The organism is Tessaracoccus flavus (genome assembly GCF_001997295.1).
Lineage (GTDB): Bacteria > Actinomycetota > Actinomycetes > Propionibacteriales > Propionibacteriaceae > Arachnia > Arachnia flava.
The window spans coordinates 901,117-918,997 of record NZ_CP019605.1; the positions used below are offsets into that span (position 1 = coordinate 901,117).

At 67.6% G+C, this 17,881-nt stretch carries 18 protein-coding genes and 1 tRNA gene; 16 read left to right on the forward strand and 3 right to left on the reverse strand.

All coding sequences use genetic code 11. The features are described from left to right. The first annotated feature begins 15 nt into the window (after positions 1-15). The 12 genes from ftsW (at position 16) to pyk (ending at position 11,067) form a co-directional block, all read left to right on the forward strand. Positions 16-1,254: a putative lipid II flippase FtsW gene (gene ftsW, locus RPIT_RS03975; RefSeq protein ID WP_077340874.1), complete on the forward strand. Its 1,239-nt coding sequence runs from the start codon at positions 16-18 to the stop codon at positions 1,252-1,254. Beyond that, positions 1,254-2,351, forward strand: a complete 1,098-nt coding sequence (gene murG, locus RPIT_RS03980) for an undecaprenyldiphospho-muramoylpentapeptide beta-N-acetylglucosaminyltransferase (protein ID WP_077340876.1) — start codon at positions 1,254-1,256, stop codon at positions 2,349-2,351. The genes ftsW and murG overlap by 1 nt, the downstream gene beginning before the upstream one ends. Beyond that, positions 2,352-3,800 carry a UDP-N-acetylmuramate--L-alanine ligase gene (gene murC / locus RPIT_RS03985; protein WP_077340878.1) on the forward strand — a complete coding sequence of 483 codons (1,449 nt, stop codon included), beginning with the start codon at positions 2,352-2,354 and terminating at the stop codon, positions 3,798-3,800. Next, on the forward strand, positions 3,797-4,522 hold the full coding sequence (locus RPIT_RS03990) for a cell division protein FtsQ/DivIB (RefSeq protein WP_077340880.1): 726 nt from the start codon (positions 3,797-3,799) through the stop codon (positions 4,520-4,522). Before murC ends, RPIT_RS03990 begins: the two co-directional genes overlap by 4 nt. 90 nt (positions 4,523-4,612) lie before the next feature. Continuing rightward, the gene (ftsZ, locus tag RPIT_RS03995) at positions 4,613-5,776 is read left to right on the forward strand and encodes a cell division protein FtsZ (RefSeq protein ID WP_077340882.1); all 1,164 of its coding nucleotides are present in this window, start codon (positions 4,613-4,615) and stop codon (positions 5,774-5,776) included. A 104-nt stretch (positions 5,777-5,880) separates the two neighbouring features. Further along, positions 5,881-6,327, forward strand: a complete 447-nt coding sequence (locus RPIT_RS04000) for a cell division protein SepF (protein ID WP_077340884.1) — start codon at positions 5,881-5,883, stop codon at positions 6,325-6,327. 6 nt (positions 6,328-6,333) lie between these two features. Then, positions 6,334-6,618 (forward strand): YggT family protein, encoded by a 285-nt coding sequence (locus tag RPIT_RS04005; RefSeq protein ID WP_077340886.1) that lies wholly within the window; start codon positions 6,334-6,336, stop codon positions 6,616-6,618. 66 nt (positions 6,619-6,684) lie between these two features. Then, complete coding sequence (locus RPIT_RS04010; protein ID WP_077340888.1) at positions 6,685-7,623, forward strand: DivIVA domain-containing protein; 939 nt, start codon at positions 6,685-6,687, stop codon at positions 7,621-7,623. 103 nt (positions 7,624-7,726) lie between these two features. Further along, positions 7,727-8,155 (forward strand): TraR/DksA family transcriptional regulator, encoded by a 429-nt coding sequence (locus RPIT_RS04015; protein WP_077340890.1) that lies wholly within the window; start codon positions 7,727-7,729, stop codon positions 8,153-8,155. After that, positions 8,128-8,664 (forward strand): signal peptidase II, encoded by a 537-nt coding sequence (gene lspA, locus RPIT_RS04020; RefSeq protein ID WP_077340892.1) that lies wholly within the window; start codon positions 8,128-8,130, stop codon positions 8,662-8,664. Before RPIT_RS04015 ends, lspA begins: the two co-directional genes overlap by 28 nt. Then, positions 8,661-9,581: an RluA family pseudouridine synthase gene (locus tag RPIT_RS04025; protein ID WP_077340894.1), complete on the forward strand. Its 921-nt coding sequence runs from the start codon at positions 8,661-8,663 to the stop codon at positions 9,579-9,581. The genes lspA and RPIT_RS04025 overlap by 4 nt, the downstream gene beginning before the upstream one ends. A gap of 61 nt (positions 9,582-9,642) precedes the next feature. Beyond that, entirely contained in the window at positions 9,643-11,067 is a 1,425-nt protein-coding gene (pyk, locus tag RPIT_RS04030; RefSeq protein ID WP_077340896.1) for a pyruvate kinase, read from the forward strand. A gap of 73 nt (positions 11,068-11,140) precedes the next feature. Here pyk and RPIT_RS04035 read toward each other — a convergent pair. Then, positions 11,141-11,223: transfer RNA gene (locus RPIT_RS04035), tRNA-Leu, on the reverse strand. 138 nt (positions 11,224-11,361) lie between these two features. Between RPIT_RS04035 and RPIT_RS04040 the strand changes: the two genes are divergently transcribed. Continuing rightward, a complete protein-coding gene (locus RPIT_RS04040; protein ID WP_077340898.1) occupies positions 11,362-11,940 on the forward strand; it encodes an ANTAR domain-containing response regulator in 579 nt (192 codons plus the stop codon). 16 nt (positions 11,941-11,956) lie between these two features. Here the strand turns inward: RPIT_RS04040 and RPIT_RS04045 are convergent, their stop codons facing one another. Then, positions 11,957-12,376, reverse strand: coding sequence for a PaaI family thioesterase (locus RPIT_RS04045; RefSeq protein ID WP_218121515.1), 420 nt, complete (start codon positions 12,374-12,376; stop codon positions 11,957-11,959). 76 nt (positions 12,377-12,452) lie between these two features. Here RPIT_RS04045 and polA point away from each other — a divergent pair, with 76 nt between their 5' ends. From polA to RPIT_RS04060, 3 genes are all read left to right on the forward strand, one after another. Beyond that, positions 12,453-15,128 carry a DNA polymerase I gene (gene polA, locus RPIT_RS04050; RefSeq protein WP_077340902.1) on the forward strand — a complete coding sequence of 892 codons (2,676 nt, stop codon included), beginning with the start codon at positions 12,453-12,455 and terminating at the stop codon, positions 15,126-15,128. 147 nt (positions 15,129-15,275) lie between these two features. Continuing rightward, a complete protein-coding gene (locus tag RPIT_RS04055; RefSeq protein ID WP_143028175.1) occupies positions 15,276-15,572 on the forward strand; it encodes a hypothetical protein in 297 nt (98 codons plus the stop codon). Between the two features lie 2 nt (positions 15,573-15,574). After that, a complete protein-coding gene (locus RPIT_RS04060; protein WP_077340906.1) occupies positions 15,575-16,840 on the forward strand; it encodes a DUF6895 family protein in 1,266 nt (421 codons plus the stop codon). Here RPIT_RS04060 and RPIT_RS14900 read toward each other — a convergent pair. Beyond that, a complete protein-coding gene (locus RPIT_RS14900) occupies positions 16,830-17,720 on the reverse strand; it encodes a class F sortase (protein ID WP_143028176.1) in 891 nt (296 codons plus the stop codon). The two genes, RPIT_RS04060 and RPIT_RS14900, sit on opposite strands and share 11 nt — an antisense overlap. Positions 17,721-17,881 lie beyond the last annotated feature (161 nt).

Consider the following 17,881-nt stretch of genomic DNA (forward strand, 5'->3'; position numbering starts at 1 on the left):
GAAAGGTGGTGCTCGATGGCGACCGACGCAGCTTCCCCGGCTCGGCCCATCACCGTCTGGTCCCAGGTCAAGACGCTCGCAGCGTCGCCGATGGCGCCGTACTACTTCATCGCCGGTAGCGTCACGATCCTTGTCGTGATCGGCTCCCTGATGGTGTTGAGCGCCTCGTCGGTGCTGGCGCAGGCCACTCAGGACGGTCCCTACTACTTCGCCATCCGGCAACTCCAGTTCCTGGGCGCCGGCCTCGTCTTCGCCATCGCGCTGAGCCGCACGCCGCCGGCGCTGCTCCGACGGATCGGCTGGCTCGTCTGGGCGCTGGCGGTCGTTCTGCTCATCCTGGTGCAGACCCCGCTCGGCGTCACCGTCAACGGCAACACCAACTGGCTGGAGATCGGCCCGGTGCAGTTCCAGCCGTCGGAGTTCGCGAAGCTCGCTCTGATCGTGTGGTGCGGCACCGTCTTCCACCTCAAGCGGGGGCGCCTGCACGAACCGGCGCAACTGGCGGTTCCCCTCGTCCCCCTCGGCGGACTCATCCTCGCGCTCGTCCTTGCCGGCCGGGATCTCGGCACCGGGCTGATCGTCGGCCTCATCATGGTGCTGATCCTCTGGTTCATCGGCACCTCCCTGCGCGTCCTCATCCCCATGGGGGCCGCCGCGCTGGGTCTGGTCGTGCTGCTGGTCTACGGCTCCGGCAACCGGATGAGCAGGATCAGCGTCTTCCTCGACCCGCAGTCCAACACCGACCTGTCCTCGCAGCCTATGGCCGCGCTCTATGCGCTCGCCTCAGGCGGCTGGTGGGGGCTCGGCCTGGGAGCGGGCAAGCAGAAGTGGGGTGGGCTGAAGGACGGCGCTCACACCGACTTCATCTTCGCCGTGATCGGCGAGGAACTGGGCCTCTTCGGGGTCCTCCTCGTCGTGGGGCTGTTCGCACTCCTCGGCTGGGCCGGACTCGAGGTGGCCATGCGGTCGGACAAGATGTTCAATCGCGTCGTCGCCGCGGGCATCACGGGGTGGTTCCTGGTCCAGGCGATCATCAACATCTTCGTCGTCCTCCACCTCCTCCCGGTGCTCGGCGTGCCGTTGCCCTTCATCTCGTACGGCGGCTCGGCGCTCATGGCGGGGCTCATGGCCACCGGCGTGCTCATGGCGCTGGCCCGAGACACCCCGTCGGCCCGCGCCTATCTCGCCACGAGGGCACCCAGGGCGGCGCGGCCGCGGATGACCAGCGTGATGGCTGCTACCAAGGAAGACTGATGACCAGTGTCGTACTCGCCGGCGGTGGAACCGCCGGCCACACCTCCCCGCTCATCGCCACCGCCAAGGCGATCCTCGCCAGGCGCCCGGATGCGTCCATCCTCTGCATCGGGACGGCAAAGGGACTCGAGACGAGGGTCATCCCCGAGGCCGGCCTGGAGTTGCGCCTCATCACCCCGGCCCCGCTCCCGCGCTCGGTCAACCTGGACCTGGTCAAGCTTCCGTACACGCTGACGCGGTCGACGCGGGAGGCCCGACGCCTACTCAGGGAGGCGAAGGCGGACGTGCTCGTGGGGTTCGGGGGGTATGTGTCGATTCCCGCGTACCTGGCTGCGCGGATGTCGGGCGTGCCTGTCGTCGTGCACGAGGCGAACAAGCTCGTGGGGGTGGCCAACAAGGTCGGGGCGCGGTGGGCCCATTTCGTCGGCACCACGTTCGAGGAGACGACCCTGCCGGGGGCGCGGTTGATCGGTATGCCCATCAGTGCGTCGATCACCCATCCGAAGCTCGGTGCGGCGCAGGCCCGCGAGTCCTTCGGGCTGGACCCGGAGCGTTCCACTCTGCTCGTGAGCGGCGGGTCGCAGGGAGCGCGCAGCATCAATGAGGCCGTGGCGGGCGCCCGCGAGGCCATCCTTACCGCGGGTATCCAGATCCTTCATGTGCTCGGCCCCAAGAACTTCGGATCCGAGCACGTCGTCGTGGAGCACGACAATGGCGCCCGGTACCGACCCGTCGCGTTCGTCGACGACATGGCTGTGGCCTACGCCGCCGCTGACCTCATGCTGGGCCGGGCGGGGGCGGGCACGGTCATGGAGACCGCAGTGTCGGGCCTTCCGGTGATCTTCGTGCCGTGGCCCTACGGTAACGGCGAGCAGGCACGCAACGCGGCGGGCCTTGTCGCAGCGGGTGCCGGCGTGATGGTTGAAGATGGGGAGCTGACGGCGGATAAGCTTGAGCGGCTGGTGGTCGACCTGTGTGCCGATCCCGACCGTCTCGCGGCGATGTCCCAGGCAGCCCGCGGGATGTATCCCTCCGACGCGGCGGAAACCCTCGCCGAGGCCGTCCTCGCGGCGGCTGCCAAGGAAAGGCTCTCGTAGATGCTCCTCAACCCCATCGACGTCATCCCAGCGGACCAGGTCGGGCCCGTGCACTTCATCGCCGCCGGGGGCTCTGGCATGAGTGGGGTCGCCCGTCTCTACGCCCAGCTCGGCGTCAAGACCTCAGGTTCGGATCAATCGGATTCGACCGCGCTCCAGGGCCTGGCCCGCGCCGGCGTCACGACCTACGTCGGCCACGCCCCGGAGCAGCTCGGGGACGCACAGACCGTTGTCATCTCGTCGGCGATCCGATCCGACAATGTCGAGCTGGTCGAGGCGAAGCGGCGCGGGCTGCGGATCTGGCATCGCTCCGCAGCGCTGGCGGCGCTGATGCTCGGCAAGCGGGGCGTGTCGGTGGCAGGCACCCACGGGAAGACCACGACGACGGCGATGACCGCCGTCATGCTCGCCGAGGCCGGGGCTCAGCCGAGCTACGTCATCGGAGGGCCGCTGTCCACCACGGGCGTGAGCTCCGAGCTGGGGACGGGCCCGGCGTTCGTCGTTGAGGCGGACGAGTCGGACGCATCCTTCCTGCAGTACCCCACGGAGATCGCAGTCATCACCAACGTCGAGGCCGACCACCTCGTCAACTGGGGCACACCCCAGGCCTACGCCGACGGCTTCCGCGCCTTCGCCACACGGCCCACCGTCCAACACGTCATCATCAATGTCGACGATCCCGGCTCGCGTCAGTTGGCCGAGGATCTCGTCGGTGAGGCGCGACACATCGTGCGGTACGGGGAAGCTCCAGACGCCGACGTCCGGATCACCGATGTGCGGCCCGAGGGCAACGGGGTCTCGGCCACCATCAGCTACGGCGATGACTCGGGTCGCATCGTGTTGCAGGTACCGGGCAACCACAACCTGGCCAACGCGTCGGCGGCCTACGCGGCGGGGAGACTGCTCGGGCTCACCCATGAGGCAGCCGTCGACGCCCTTGGACGGTTCGAGGGGACCCTGCGCCGGTTCCAGCTCATCACCGACACCGCGGGCATCCGGGTCTTCGACGACTACGCCCATCACCCCACCGAGATCCGCGCCGCGCTGACAGCGGCGCGCCGCGCCACTGAGGCGGGCAACGAGGCCACCGGGCTGTCGGGGCGGCTGATCGCCTGCTTCCAGCCGCACCTCTACAGCCGCACCGTCGACTTCGCCGACGAGTTCGGCGAGGTGATGACCCTGGCGGACATCGCCGTCATCAACGACGTCTGCGGCGCTCGCGAAGACCCCATCCCCGGCGTGACCGGTGAACTCGTCGTCGATGCGGCGAAGAAGCACGGGGCGGAGGAGGTGGTCTACGTGCAGGAGAAGTACGATCTGCCGGCCGCACTCAACGACATCGCCCAGCCCGGCGATCTGATCATCACGCTCGGCTGCGGCGACGTCACGATCGTCGGCCCTCTCCTGGCCGACATCCTCAAGGAACGCCCCGACGCGGAAGCCCGGTGAGTGAACCCCTGACGCCTGGCAGATTCGTCCAGGCGCTGCAGTCCAAGCGACGCGCGGCCAAGCGGCGCACCCTCATCCTGTGGGGCGGCGTCGCGGTGCTCGTGGTGGGCGCCGCAGTGGGCACCTGGCTGCTGTTCTTCTCACCCGTCTTCGCGGCCCAGCAGGTCTCTACGAGCGGCCTCGAACTGCTCACGGAGGAACAGGTGGCTCAGGCGGCCGCCGTACCTGTCGGTGAGCCCCTGTTGCGGATCTCGACGCAATCCGCCGAGGAACGGGTCCGAGAGCTGGCTCCCGTCGACGAGGTGGACGTGGTGCGTCGGTTCCCGGATGCGATCGAGATCATCGTGACGGAGCGTCGGATGCAATACCAGCGCGAACGCGGCGGCCAGTTCGAGTGGATCGACGAGGACGGCGTGGTGTTCCACAGCACCGCCGAGCCTTCGTCGGGGGCACTGCTCGCCCGCAGCGATACCGAGGAACAGAGGTTGCTCGCCGATATCGCCACGGTGGCGCGCCACGTGCCGGGGGAGATTCGTCCGGAGGTGGAGGCGATCCAGGCCGACGCGGTGGACCAGATCTCGCTGCTGCTGCCCGAGGGCCGGACGGTGGTGTGGGGGAGCGCCGAGGAATCTGAGCTGAAGGCGCAGGTGCTCGAGGCGCTCCTGGAGATCGACGCGACCGTCTTCGATGTCTCCGCGCCACGGCATCCGACGACCCGCTGACGAAACCCTGAAGTACCACTTGAGGTGAATCGGAGACGATTCGGCCGCGCCGTTGGACGGGCGGCGACCGCCTCTCCTAGCCTTGCGGACATGGCTAGCGCATCTCAGAACTACCTCGCAGTGATCAAGGTTGTCGGTGTCGGCGGCGGCGGCGTCAACGCCATCAACCGCATGATCGAGGCCGGGCTCCGCGGCGTGGAGTTCATCGCCGTGAACACCGACGCGCAGGCTCTGCTGATGAGCGACGCCGACGTCAAGCTCGACATCGGCCGCGAACTCACCCGCGGTCTCGGCGCCGGGGCCGACCCGGCCAAGGGCCGCCAGGCAGCGGAGGACCACTCCGATGACATCGAGGAGGCGCTCAAGGGCGCCGACATGGTGTTCGTGACGGCCGGCGAAGGTGGCGGCACCGGCACCGGTGCCGCTCCGATCGTGGCGAAGATCGCCCGTTCGATCGGGGCACTCACCATCGGCGTCGTCACGAGGCCGTTCTCCTTCGAAGGCAGGCGTCGCGCTACACAGGCCGAGACAGGCATCGAGTCGTTGCGCGAGGAAGTCGACACGCTGATCGTCATCCCCAATGACAAGCTGCTGCAGATGACCGACCACCAGGTGGCGATCCTCGACGCGTTCAAGCAGGCCGACCAGGTGCTCATGCAGGGCGTCTCCGGCATCACCGACCTCATCACGACCCCAGGCCTCATCAACCTCGACTTCGCCGACGTGAAGTCGATCATGAGCCAGGCCGGCTCGGCCCTCATGGGCATCGGCTCCGCCCGCGGTGAAGACCGTGCTCGGGCTGCAGCTGAGATGGCCATTTCCTCCCCGCTGCTGGAAGCCAGCATCGACGGCGCGCACGGGGTCCTGCTCTCGATCGCAGGCGGCTCCGACCTCGGTCTGTTCGAAGTGTCCGCCGCGGCTCAGCTCATCGAGGAAGCAGCCCACGACGAGGCCAACATCATCTTCGGTACGGTCATCGACGACGCGCTCGGCGACGAGGTCCGCGTCACCGTCATCGCCGCCGGCTTCGACGGAGGACAGCCGCTCAAGCGCCAGAGCCGCCCCGCGGAGCGTCCCCAGCCCCAGCAGAGCCGGCCGGCTCCGCAGCAGGCCCAGCCCCAGCAGCCCCGTCAACAGGCCCAGCCGGCGGCCCCACAGGCCAACCCGATGCCCGGCCAGCGCCCGGCTCAGCCGGCGCCCGTGGCCCCGCAGTACGACGACGACGACCTGGACGTCCCCGACTTCATGAAGTGATGCCGACTCGCCGGTGCGTCGTCGCATCCGCGGTTGCCGCGGCGCGCTAGCCTTGCATAGCGAACAAGGAGGCATAAGTGGGCGTTCGGAAGCTTGCCGCATGGATGGGACTCGTCGAGGACGGTCGCTACCAGGATGAGGATCAGTATGACGCTGACGCCGATTTCGCCGACGACGAGGAACTGGAGCCGGCTCCGGCCGTCGCTCCCGTCTCGCCTCTGCCGACGCGACGCCCTGCGCCCGCCGCCCCGGTCGTGAAGGAGGTGGCCGACTTGAGTCGGATCGTCAGCGTTCGCCCCCGTTCGTACAACGAAGCGCGCGTCATCGGGGAGAACTTCCGCGATGGCATCCCCGTCATCATGAACCTGTCCGACATGGAGGACGGCGAGGACAAGCGCCTCGTCGACTTCGCCGCAGGTCTCATCTTCGGGCTCAAGGGCAACATCGAGCGCGTCTCCAGCAAGGTCTTCCTCCTCTGCCCCCAGAATCTGGTGGTGGGACCCGAGGACAAGGAGCGCATCGCCTCGGGCGGCTTCTTCAACCAGAGCTGATCGCCTGTGGTCGCATATCTCCTGTGGTGGCTGCTGAACATCTACATCTGGCTGCTGCTCGCCCGCGTGATCCTGTCCTGGGTGCCGATGTTCGCACCCAGCTGGACCCCGAAGGGTCCGATCCTGGTGATCGTGGAGTTCGTCTACTCCCTCACCGACCCACCGGTGAAGGCGCTGCGTCGCGTCATCAAGCCGGTGCGCATGGGCAACGCTCAACTCGACCTCAGCGTCCTGGTGCTCTTCGTCCTTCTCCAGGTCCTACAGTCGATGCTGCGCTTCCTCCCGTTCTGACGCGCTAGGCTAGCGTCCAGGAATTGGCCGCGAGGCCGCTTGAACCTAGAAGTACTTGGAGCAAACATGAGCTTGACTCTGGACGAGGTGCGCGCGATCCGTTTTCGCATGGCGCGCCGCGGCGAGACCGGCTACTCGGTCGGCGATGTCGACACCTTCATCGACAAGGTCGAGCTGACCTTCGCCGAGCACGAGCAGGAGCGTGACCGTCTGCGCCGTGAGGTCGAATCCGTCCAGCAGGGCGGGGGAGACGCCGGAGACGGCTCCGAGCACCAGGCTGAGTTGTCGGAGAAGGATCGTGAGATCGAAGCACTGCGCGCTCAGATCGAGCGCCTGTCGTCGTCGGAGTCCGGCGACGACGAGGCTTTCGCCCCGCAGGTCGACGATCAGCGGGTGCGGGAGCTGGAGGCGGAGAACGAGCGGCTGAGGGCCCAGCTCGAGCAGGTCCGCGCCGAGTTCGACCGTTCCCGTTCCGAGAAGGTCACCGCTGTCGGCGGCACCGAGCACCTCACCGTGACCACGAGTGAGGAGGCCGCCCCGGCGGTCACCCGGCTCCTCCAGATGGCGACCGATCAGGCCACCACGCTCGTCAATGAGGCTCAGACCGAGGCGCAGCGCAAGATCGAGGAAGCCGAGGCCCGCGCCAACGAGATCAAGACCGACGCCCGTACGAAGGCCGAGCGCGTCGAGTCGGAGGCCCGGGTCAACGCCGAGGCCATGACCAACGACGCCACTGCTCGCGCCACGGATCTCGACCGCCAGACCGAGGAACGCCGTCGGGAGCTCTTCGCGGAGCTCGAACACGAGCAGGGGGTGCTGACCGGCAAGGTCGACGCGCTCCGCTCGTTCGAGCGTTCCTACCGCGAGAACATCACCGGATCCCTGCAGCGGCTCCTGGCCGCCGTCAAGGAGGACCAGCCCGAACCCCACGACGTGCCGGAGTTGGCCCAGCGTCATTCCGATACCCCGCGCCTCGACGCCCTCGCCGAGGGGGATCAGCACTAGTCACCGCACGTGGTCCACAGGCCGACGCCCTTTGTGGGTGTCGGCCTGTGTTGCTTGCCGGGAGGTGGTAGCCTTCCGCAACCAGTCCCGATCAGGAGGATCCATGCCGACGTCGAAGAAAGCCACCGCCCCCGAGGCGGTTGCGCTCCCCGTGCTCGAGGGGGAAGAGCCGTGGACGGCCGAGGAGGTCGCAGAGCAGCGCGCCGAGCTCAAGGATGAACTCGAGCGGTTGGAACGGCGCATCGCGCAGACCGAGGCGGAGCTGGCGGCCATCCTCCGCGGCGGGACCGACGGAGCCGGCCGGGATCCCGCCGACGTCGGCTCCAGCAACTTCGAGCGCGACCAGGAACTGTCCCTGGCCCAGAACGTGCGTGACATGGCAGAGCAGCTGCGCCTAGCCATCCACTTGTTCGACAAGGGCGAATACGGCCTCTGCGAGTCCTGCGGACAGCCGATCGGCAAGGGCCGACTTCAGGTCTTCCCGCGAGCGACGATGTGTGTGGCGTGCAAGCAGCGCGAGGAACGACGCTGAGCGTTCGTCATCGGGGCGTCGGTCTCATCGCGTTCGGGATCGGGGTGTTCGGGCTCGGGCTTGACCAGACGGTGAAGAAGATCTCGCTCGCCCAGCTCGAGCCGGGGGAGCCGATCAATCTCGTCGGTGACCTGTTCCGGCTCAACCTGATCTGGAATCCGGGGGCGGCATTCGGCATGGGCGCCGACGCCACGATCTTCTTCACGATCTTCGCCATCATCGCGACCGTCGCCTGCCTGGTCGTCGGGCTGCCCCGGATCACGCGGCTGTGGCACGCCATCGCGCTCGGCATGCTGCTCGCGGGCATCACGGGGAACCTTGTGGATCGCTTCACGCAGCCGCCCTCACCGCTGCGCGGTCACGTCGTCGACATGTTCCAGCTCAAGTACTTCGCCATCTTCAACGTTGCTGACGTGTTCATCACCGCCGCCGCGGCTCTCATCCTGCTGGGGAGCTTCTTCCCGGACGAGGCGGCCGACGAGCCGGCTGAGGAGAGGGCGCCGGCATGAGCGTCTTCCTCATTCCGGAGGCGTTGGCGGGGGAGCGGGTCGACGCGGCAGCGGCACGGGTCACCGGGCACAGCCGTTCCCGCATCGAGAGCCTCATCGACGGCGGCAACCTCCTGCTGGCGGGCGCCGTCATCACGAAAGGCTCCCAGCGTGTTCGCGGCGGCGAACTGTTGGAGTTGACCGAGGCCTTGACCCCGTCGCCCGTGCGACTCGATCCCCGGCTTGCGGACGGCGTGCTGATCGTCCACGAGGACGCCGACATCGTCGTCGTGGACAAACCGGTCGGCGTCGTCGCCCACCCGAGCCTCGGGTTCGAGGGGCCGTCGGTGGTGGAGCATCTCGCCGCTGCGGGGGTGGCTGTCTCCACCTCCGGTGCGCCGGAGCGGCAGGGGATCGTGCAGCGCCTAGACGTCGGGACCAGCGGCCTCATGGTGGTTGCCAAGTCTGAGGCGGCCTACAGCGTCCTCAAGCAGGCTTTCCGCGATCGCACAGTGGACAAGACGTACCACGCGTTGGTGCAGGGCCACCCGGACCCGTTCGAGGGGACGATCGAAGCGCCGATCGCCAGGCATCCCGGCGCGGACTGGAAGATGGCCATCGTCGAAGGTGGCAGGCACAGCGTCACCCACTACGAGACGATCGAGGCGCACCGGGCGGCCACCTTGCTGCGCATCCACCTCGAAACCGGCCGCACGCACCAGATCCGGGTGCACATGGCAGCGCTGGGGCATCCCTGCGTGGGAGACCCGTTGTACGGGGCCGACCCCACGCTGTCGGCCAGGCTGGGCCTCGACCGCCAGTGGCTCCACGCTGTGGAACTTGGATTCACCCACCCAGGTACTGGGGAGTATGTCAGCTTCCGTTCCCAGTACCCGGACGATCTCGACCGTGCGCTTCAGATCGTCCGCGCCGGCTGAATCTGGGAGCAATCGGAGAACCAACGGTGCGTCCGGGGAGCCCGTCAGGTAGGGTTGCCCCGTGCGTAGAGCAAAGATCGTTTGTACCCTCGGCCCATCTGCCGAGACCGTTGACCGCCTGATTGAGTTGCTGAACGCGGGGATGAATGTTGCCCGCCTCAACATGAGCCATGGCGACTACAACGAGCATGGAACCCGCCTGAAGAACGTCCGCGCGGCGGCCGAAGCCGTCGGCAAGACCGTCGGCGTGTTCGCCGACCTGCAGGGCCCCAAGATTCGCCTCGGCCGTTTCGCCGACGACAAGAAGGTGCAGTTGGAGGTGGGGGACACGTTCACCATCACCACCGATGACATCCTCGGCGACGACCACCGTTGCTCGACAACCTACAAGGGCCTCCCCGGCGACGTGAACGTCGGAGACCACATCCTCATCGATGACGGCAAGGTCGGCCTCAAGGCCGTCGAGGTGACCGACACCGACGTGGTGTGCGAGGTCACCGTCCCCGGGCCGGTGTCCAACAACAAGGGCATCAACCTCCCCGGCGTCGCCGTGTCCGTCCCGGCGCTCAGCGACAAGGATGAGCGCGACCTCCGGTGGGCCCTCCACCAGGACGTCGACATGATCGCCCTGTCCTTCGTGCGTTCGGGTGACGACATCCGTCGTGTCCACGAGATCATGGATGAGGAGGGTCGTCACCTCCCCGTCATCGCCAAGCTGGAGAAGCCGCAGGCCATCGCGAATCTGCAGGAGATCATCGACTCCTTCGACGCGTTCATGGTCGCCCGCGGAGACCTGGGCGTCGAGCTGCCGCTCGAAGAGGTCCCCCTCGTGCAGAAGCGGATCATCCGCGCCGCCCGGAAGTGGGCCAAGCCGGTCATCGTCGCCACCCAGATGCTGGAGTCGATGATCACCAACCCGCGGCCGACCCGCGCCGAAGCCTCCGACGTCGCTAACGCCATCCTTGACGGCGCCGACGCTGTGATGCTTTCCGGCGAGACGTCCGTCGGCGACTTCCCAGTGGAGACGGTGTCGACGATGGCACGCATCGTCGAGAAGACCGAGCGCGAGGGCCACGCCGAGATCCACATCATCGACTGGGACCCGCACACCACCGGCGGCATCCTGGCGAAGGCGGCCGCGGAGGTTGCCGAGCGCATCGGCGCGAGGTACCTCGTCGCGTTCACCAAGTCGGGCGACACCGGCCGTCGACTCTCGCGTCTGCGCTCGCCGATCCCGATGCTGGTGTTCTCGCCCGAGCGCGCCACCCGCCAGACGATGACCCTGTCGTGGGGTGTTGATACGCACATCACGCCTGAGTTCACCAACCAGGAAGAGGTCGTTGAAGCCGTCGACAAGCACCTGCGTGACCGCGGAATGATCGAGGTCGGTGAGCGAATCGTCATGCTCTCCGGCTCGCCGATGGGTATCCCGGGCAAGACCAACAACCTGCGCGTCCACAAGGTGAAGGAGCTCGGCGAGAGCTGACCCGCCGACCCTTCGGGACGCCTCAGCGCGACAGAAGGCCCCCCTCGTGATCGAGGGGGGCCTTCTTGTGTCGTGCCCGGGAGGGGAGTCGAACCCCTACGGCCTTGCGGCCAGACGGGTTTGAGCCGTCCGCGTATACCATTCCGCCACCCGGGCCGGGCGCGACCTATATTCTTGCACAAGGCGGCGGCTGCCCGTGAGTGGGCATGTCGTCGCCCACGCGAGTAGGATGCACGCAGGTTTGTCTGCGGTCCGCCAATGGCCGTGCCCCTAGTTAGAAATGCCTGAAACACCATGAAGAAGAAGCCCACTGTGATCGTCGCCGAGGACGAGGCGCTGATCCGTCTCGACCTGGTTGAACTCCTCACCGAGGAGGGCTATGAGGTGGTCGGGGAGGCCGCGGACGGCGAAGAAGCCGTCAAGCTCGCCCGCGAACTGGAGCCCAACCTCGTCATCATGGACGTGAAGATGCCCAAGATGGATGGCATCACGGCGGCGGAGATCATCGCGGAGGAGCGGATCGCCCCGATCGTCATGCTGACCGCCTTCAGCCAGCGCGAGCTGGTGGAGCGGGCGCGCGACGCGGGGGCCATGGCCTACGTGGTGAAGCCGTTCGGCGCGTCGGACGTGATCCCGGCCATCGAGATCGCCATGGGTCGGTTCCAGGAGATCAAGGCGATCGAGGACGAGCTCAACTCGCTCGAGGATCGACTCGAGTCGAGGAAGATCATCGATCAGGCCAAGGGCATCCTGCAGGCCGACCTCGGGTTCACCGAACCCGAGGCCTTCCGGTGGATCCAGAAGACGGCCATGGATCTGCGCAAGTCCATGCGCGACGTCGCCGAGGGCGTCATCAGCCACAAGAAGAAGTAGCTGCCGGCAACCGGACTCACGCTGTTGGCGTGGTACCGGGCAGCGCGGTCATGTGGCAGGTGAGTCGGCCGGTCGCGGTCGTCCTGCCTTCGTCGTCGACGATCTCGACCGCATAGACGACGATCGTCCGGCCGAGGTGCACAGCCGTCGCGGTCCCCGTCACCCGGCCGCTGCGAACGCCGCGGACATGGGTGACGTTGAGGTCGACCCCCACCCCCGCGCGGTCGGGGTAGCCGTAGGCGAGTGCGCCCATGCTGCCGAGGGTCTCGACCAGTACCCCGCTGGCCCCGCCGTGCAGGAGACCGAACGGCTGTTGGTTGCCCTCGACGGGGATGGAGCCGACCACGCGCTCGGCGCTGAGCTCGGTGAGGTCGAGGCCCATCTTGGTGTCCAGGGGGGAGGCGACCGCAAGGGCCCAGTCGGGGATGCTGTTCATGGCGGCACTCTGCCATAGGCAGACCCACAGACGGGAGACCTGACCCCCCATCGTGGTGGGCGGTAGGCTCGGCGACGTGACTCAATCGCGAAAGCTGCTCCTCATCGACGGCCACTCGGTGGCGTACCGGGCATTCTTTGCACTGCCCGTCGACAACTTCGCGACGTCGACGGGTCAGCACACCAACGCAGTGTTCGGTTTCACCTCGATGCTCATCAACGTGCTGCGCGACGAGCAGCCGACGCACCTGGCGGTGGCCTTCGACGTCTCCCGTCAGTCCTTCCGCACCACGGAGTATCCGGAGTACAAGGCCACCCGGTCTGCCTCTCCGACCGAGTTCAAGGGCCAGGTGACGCTCGTCAAGGACGTGCTGGACGCCATGAGCATCGTCCATCTGGAGAAGGACGGCTACGAGGCCGATGACCTCATCGCGACGCTGTCGACGCAGGCGGTTGCGGAGGGCTTCGAGGTGTTCATCGTCACCGGCGATCGGGACGCGATGCAGTTGGTCAACGACCACGTGACCGTGTTGTACCCGCGCAAGGGTGTCTCGGACCTGGCGCGGATGACCCCGCAAACCGTTGCTGAGAAGTACCTTGTGGAGCCCTCCCGCTACCCGGAGCTGGCGGCGCTCGTCGGGGAGAGCAGCGACAACCTTCCAGGCGTACCTGGGGTGGGCCCGAAGACGGCCGCGAAATGGCTCGATCAGTTCGACGGGCTCGACAATCTCGTCGCCCGCGCCGAGCAGGTGCCTGGCAAGGCCGGCGAATCGTTCCGCACCCATCTCGCCGACGTGGTGAGGAACCGCCGGCTCAACGCACTCCTGCGTGATCTCGCCCTCGACATCAGCATCGACGACACGGCACGGCGCGAGTGGGACCGGGAGCGGGTCCACGAGCTGTTCGACGCGCTGGAGTTCCGGGTGCTGAGGGAGCGTCTCCTGGAGCTCGGCCCCGCCGAGCCGGTGACGGTGGAGAGCTTCACCGTCGAGGGGGCCCGCCTCCAGGAGGGGCAGGTGCGTGGCTGGTTGGCGGAGCACGCCGTCGGGCGCACCGCCGTCCACTTCGCGGGCACCTGGGGGAGCGGCACCGGCGATCTGACTGCCCTCGCGCTGGCAGCCGCCGACGGCGCGGGCGCCTACCTCGACACGGCCGAGCTCACCCCCGAGGACGATGCCGCCGTCGCCGAATGGCTCGCCGATCCCGAGCACCCCAAGGCGGTGCATGGGGCAAAGGGCCCCACGCTGGCCTGCTGGGCGAGGGGATGGCAATTGGACGGGGTGGCGCAGGATACGTTGCTCGCCTCCTACCTCCTTCGCCCGGACCAGCGCACCTACGATCTGGCCGACCTCGTGCTGCGCCACCTCCAGCGGGAGCTCAGCACCCAGGAGAGCTCCCCCGGTGACGCGCAACTGGCGTTCGACTTCACCGAGGACGACGCGGAGGCCGTCGACACGGCCCTGCTCCATGCGCGCGCCGTGTTCGACCTCGCGGAGGTGTTGGACCGCGAGCTGGACGAACGCAACGGGACTGAGCTGATGCGCTCCGTGGAGCTGCCGCTGCAGACGACCCTAGCGACAATGGAGAAGCTGGGCATCGCCGTCGAGGCGGGGAGGTTGCAGTCGCTGCGCGACGACTTCGACACGAGCGTGGCGTCGGCCCAGCAGGCGGCGTTCGACGTCCTGGGCCACGAGGTCAACCTCGGGTCACCCAAGCAACTCCAGGGCGTGCTGTTCGACGAGCTGGGGATGCCGAAGACCAGGCGCACGAAGTCGGGCTACACGACCGACGCGGAGGCACTCGAGTCGCTTTACGAGAAGACGCAGCACCCGTTCCTCGGTCACCTGTTGGCACACCGCGATGCGATCCGACTGCGCCAGACGGTGGACGGTCTCCTCGCCGCGGTCGGGGACGACGGCCGCATCCACACCAGTTACATGCAGACGATCGCGGCCACCGGTCGGCTGAGCTCGACCGATCCCAACTTGCAGAACATCCCCATCCGCACGGCGGTCGGGCGGCGGATCAGGTCTGCGTTCGTCCCGGGTCCGGAGTTCGAATCGCTGATGTCGGCGGACTACTCGCAGATCGAGATGAGGCTCATGGCGCACGCCAGCGGGGACGAGGGGCTCATCGAGGCGTTCGGGTCAGGCCGGGACTTCCACAACGAGATGGCGTCCAAGGTCTTCCGGGTCGAACCCGAGGACGTCACCGGGGAGATGCGGGCCAAGATCAAGGCCATGAACTACGGCCTCGCCTACGGTCTGAGCGCCTTTGGGCTGTCCAACCAGCTGAAGATCTCCGTCGGTGAGGCCCGCGAACTGATGGACGACTACTTCTCCCGGGTCGGGGGCGTGAAGGCGTACCTCGAGGGGATCGTGGAGCAGGCCCGCAAGGACGGCTACACCGAAACAATGCTCGGCCGACGCCGCTATTTGCCCGACCTCACCAGCAGCAACCGCCAGCGGCGTGAGATGGCCGAGCGTGCCGCGCTCAATTCGCCGATCCAGGGCTCCGCTGCCGACGTCATCAAGGTGGCCATGATCAACGTGGGACGCGCGCTCCGGGCAGAGGGTCTGCAGAGTCGGATGCTCCTTCAGGTGCACGACGAGCTCGTGTTCGAAGTGGCGCCGGGCGAGCAGGAGGCTCTCACCGAATTGGCTCAACGGGAGATGGCCGGCGCCTTCTCGCTTCGCGTGCCCCTTGAGGTCTCGATCGGGGTCGGCGACTCGTGGGAGTCGGCCGCCCACTGACGTTCTCCTACCCCTGCCTCATTCGGCGGCCCCGGGCGTCCGGAAAAAGGGATGTATCACAGCCCAGGCCCCTGTCTCCTGACCCGTGAAGCCGAACGGTTTCCGACCATCCAGGGATGGTCGCGTTCTCCGAAGGAGGAGGAAATCATGCCCGATGTATCAAAGGCACAGATGGAGGTGCTCGAGAAGCTGCGCAGTAGTGGCGCGGTTGATTTCGAGAAGATCGGTGGCGCGGTCACCGAACTGGCACCGAAGCTGTTCGACCCGGGGACCGTCGCAGACGACTACATCGCCACCGGCTACTCCAGCGTGATCCACGTCTGGAAGACCGGAATGGCGCTGGAGGAGCTGGGCCGGCCCGCGGAGCTGCAGGAGATGGCGGATCGTGCCACCAAGCTGGCAGAAGACGTCCAGCGCGTCGCGGGTCCGGGCAGGATTCGCTGACGATGTCGGTCAACTCAATCAGAGGGCGGCAGCGGGAGGAGCAACGTCTCGCTGCCGTCCTCGGCCACGCTGAAGCGACGTTGGACGCGCTGGAGTTGGATACAGGGAAGCACTCGCACGAAGACTTCTTCACCCGGACCAAGCTCGCGGCGGAGACCTCTCTGCTGCTGCTGGCCACGCACCGGGCGCAGCTGGGGCCGGGGATGGACGAGAGGGTGCGGCGCATCGGCTCGCGGCTGACGGCGGCCGCCCGCTCCATCGAACTGCTCACGTGGGTGCAGCTGCGGCCCCACATCCTCCCGGAACTGTCCGTACCCCACCTCGTTCTGAGCGCGGTCGGGCTCCCTGATGAAGACTTCGCCGCGGCCCTGGCCCATGCCGCGCAGACCACGTCCGTAGCGCCGACGGAGCGGTTGCCCTGGAAGCAGATCGAGCGATGCTGGCAGCATGATCTCGGCGCTCCGGCGTGCCTGCCTCCGCTGGCGGCGCGGCTGGAAGCCACCGCCCTGGCAGCCCGTCAGGACGCCCTGTTCGCCACGCGTGAAGAGGTGTACTCGTTCACTCACGCGCTCATCTACCACACGGATTTCGGGCACCGGCAACCGGGCCTGCCGCGTCCCGCGGGTGACCTCGTCGAGGATGCCGGATCGGCGCTCGCGCGCTGCCTGGACGACGACGATTTCGACCTGGCCGCCGAGGTGCTGTTCACGTGGCCGTACCTGCGCCAGTCGTGGGACGCGACGTCGGTCTTCGGCCTCCGGCTGCTGCGCGACGTGGACGACGAGGTGGGTTTCCTGCCCTCGATGACACTCAGCCAGGAGCGGTTCCGGGAGCTCGACGGCGACGCGGCCCGCCGCTACTTCTACGCCGAGTCCTACCACACCGTCTTCGTCCTGGGCCTGCTGACGGCGGCCACCCTGTCGCCTGGCATCGAGACGTGCCCGGGATCCGTGGCAGCGCCGGAACTGGCGCACGTGGCTGAGCAGGTGCTCGACCTCATGCCCGCGGCCGAGCACCACAGGCAATGGGAGCAGGTGGCGCGCGATCTGCCCTCCGTCGAACGCGGAGCGCTGGTCCCGATGCTCGGAGACATCGCCGTTCGACGAGCGGTCAGGCAGAGCGATTTCAGACGTGTGCGCGAGATCGTCGAGACCGTGCTCGACTCCGGAGCGACGGCCGGTACGGCCACCATCCAGGGGGCGGAACTGGTGCTGCGGCTCGGCAGCTCGCCGGCGACACGGGCAGCGGCCACGACCCCTAGGGGGTGATGGGGTTGCCGTAGAAGAAGATGCGGGAGTCCCAGATCTCGGTGCGGCGGTCGAAGTCCCAGCAGATGATGATCGCCAGCTGATGCCTGCCTTCGAAGTCGACCATGACGTCGGAGTTCGGGTCGTAGTCGTCGATCCAGATCTTCTTCGCCTCAGCAAACTCGTAGCAGAGCACCTGGCCGCCGGGCCCGTACAGCTTGATGAGGTCGCCCGGCTTCAGCTGCGAAGTGCCGCCGGCGTACAGATCGTTCCCGACCGCCCCACCGTTGCGGTACGTGTGGATGGACAAGACGGCCTTGCCGCGATCGCTCCCCGGGCGAGGTCCCTGGTTCCACCAGGAGGCGGTGTCGGACTCGTTCTTCGGGGGAGCGGCGATGTTGCCTTCGTTGTCGAGCCCGAGCGACAGCACCCTGGCCTTCGCGCCCACCGCCTCGATCGCGTAGCGCTCAGGGACGAACCCGTCCGAGACGGCGGTGCACTCCGCCAGCCCGGGGTCGTCGGGATTCGATGGCTTGGCCGGGGCCGCGGGCGCAACGGTTGACGCTGGGGCGCCCGCCCCCACCGTGCTGGCCGCGGGCGCCGGGGAGGCGGGGACTGTGGAGCTGGGCGACGCGACGACCGACGGGGAGGCCGACGCGGGGGCGGGGGAGGTACCGGAGTCGGAGGGTGTCGGGATCCCCTCGCTCGGGGAGGCGCTCACGGAGACGGTGGCCGGCGACGTCGGCGGCTGAATCTGCGTTGTGTCGCTGCCCCCGCCACGGGTCAACGCGAACACGAGAGCCGCAGTCACCAGCAGGATGGCGACTATGATGGCAGCAGTCTTCTGGCTGCTGGGGGCCTCGGCTCTGGCCGGCCTGGCTGGTGGGGGGATCTCGGTCACCCGACAAGCCTAACCCGCGAGCGCAATAGGGCGCGACTAGGGTTTGACCCGCGATCGACTTCGCAGGTAGTCTGGGCGGGCACTGTGGCCTGCAATCCCTCAGACAGAGCAGGGAGAGGCGCGTTACGACAGGGCTGCGGTGCAGCACAAGTCCACCACCT

Excerpts from the sequence above, each read along its gene's own strand:
- ftsZ (WP_077340882.1), top strand. The coding sequence starts at position 4,613 with ATGGCTAGCGCATCTCAGAACTACCTCGCAGTGATCAAGGTTGTCGGT.
- ftsW (WP_077340874.1), top strand. The coding sequence starts at position 16 with ATGGCGACCGACGCAGCTTCCCCGGCTCGGCCCATCACCGTCTGGTCC.
- RPIT_RS04040 (WP_077340898.1), top strand. The coding sequence starts at position 11,362 with ATGAAGAAGAAGCCCACTGTGATCGTCGCCGAGGACGAGGCGCTGATC.
- RPIT_RS04025 (WP_077340894.1), top strand. The coding sequence starts at position 8,661 with ATGAGCGTCTTCCTCATTCCGGAGGCGTTGGCGGGGGAGCGGGTCGAC.
- RPIT_RS04015 (WP_077340890.1), top strand. The coding sequence starts at position 7,727 with ATGCCGACGTCGAAGAAAGCCACCGCCCCCGAGGCGGTTGCGCTCCCC.
- RPIT_RS04055 (WP_143028175.1), top strand. The coding sequence starts at position 15,276 with ATGCCCGATGTATCAAAGGCACAGATGGAGGTGCTCGAGAAGCTGCGC.
- RPIT_RS04045 (WP_218121515.1), bottom strand. The coding sequence starts at position 12,376 with ATGAACAGCATCCCCGACTGGGCCCTTGCGGTCGCCTCCCCCCTGGAC.
- murG (WP_077340876.1), top strand. The coding sequence starts at position 1,254 with ATGACCAGTGTCGTACTCGCCGGCGGTGGAACCGCCGGCCACACCTCC.
- RPIT_RS04010 (WP_077340888.1), top strand. The coding sequence starts at position 6,685 with ATGAGCTTGACTCTGGACGAGGTGCGCGCGATCCGTTTTCGCATGGCG.
- RPIT_RS04060 (WP_077340906.1), top strand. The coding sequence starts at position 15,575 with ATGTCGGTCAACTCAATCAGAGGGCGGCAGCGGGAGGAGCAACGTCTC.
- RPIT_RS04000 (WP_077340884.1), top strand. The coding sequence starts at position 5,881 with ATGGGACTCGTCGAGGACGGTCGCTACCAGGATGAGGATCAGTATGAC.
- murC (WP_077340878.1), top strand. The coding sequence starts at position 2,352 with ATGCTCCTCAACCCCATCGACGTCATCCCAGCGGACCAGGTCGGGCCC.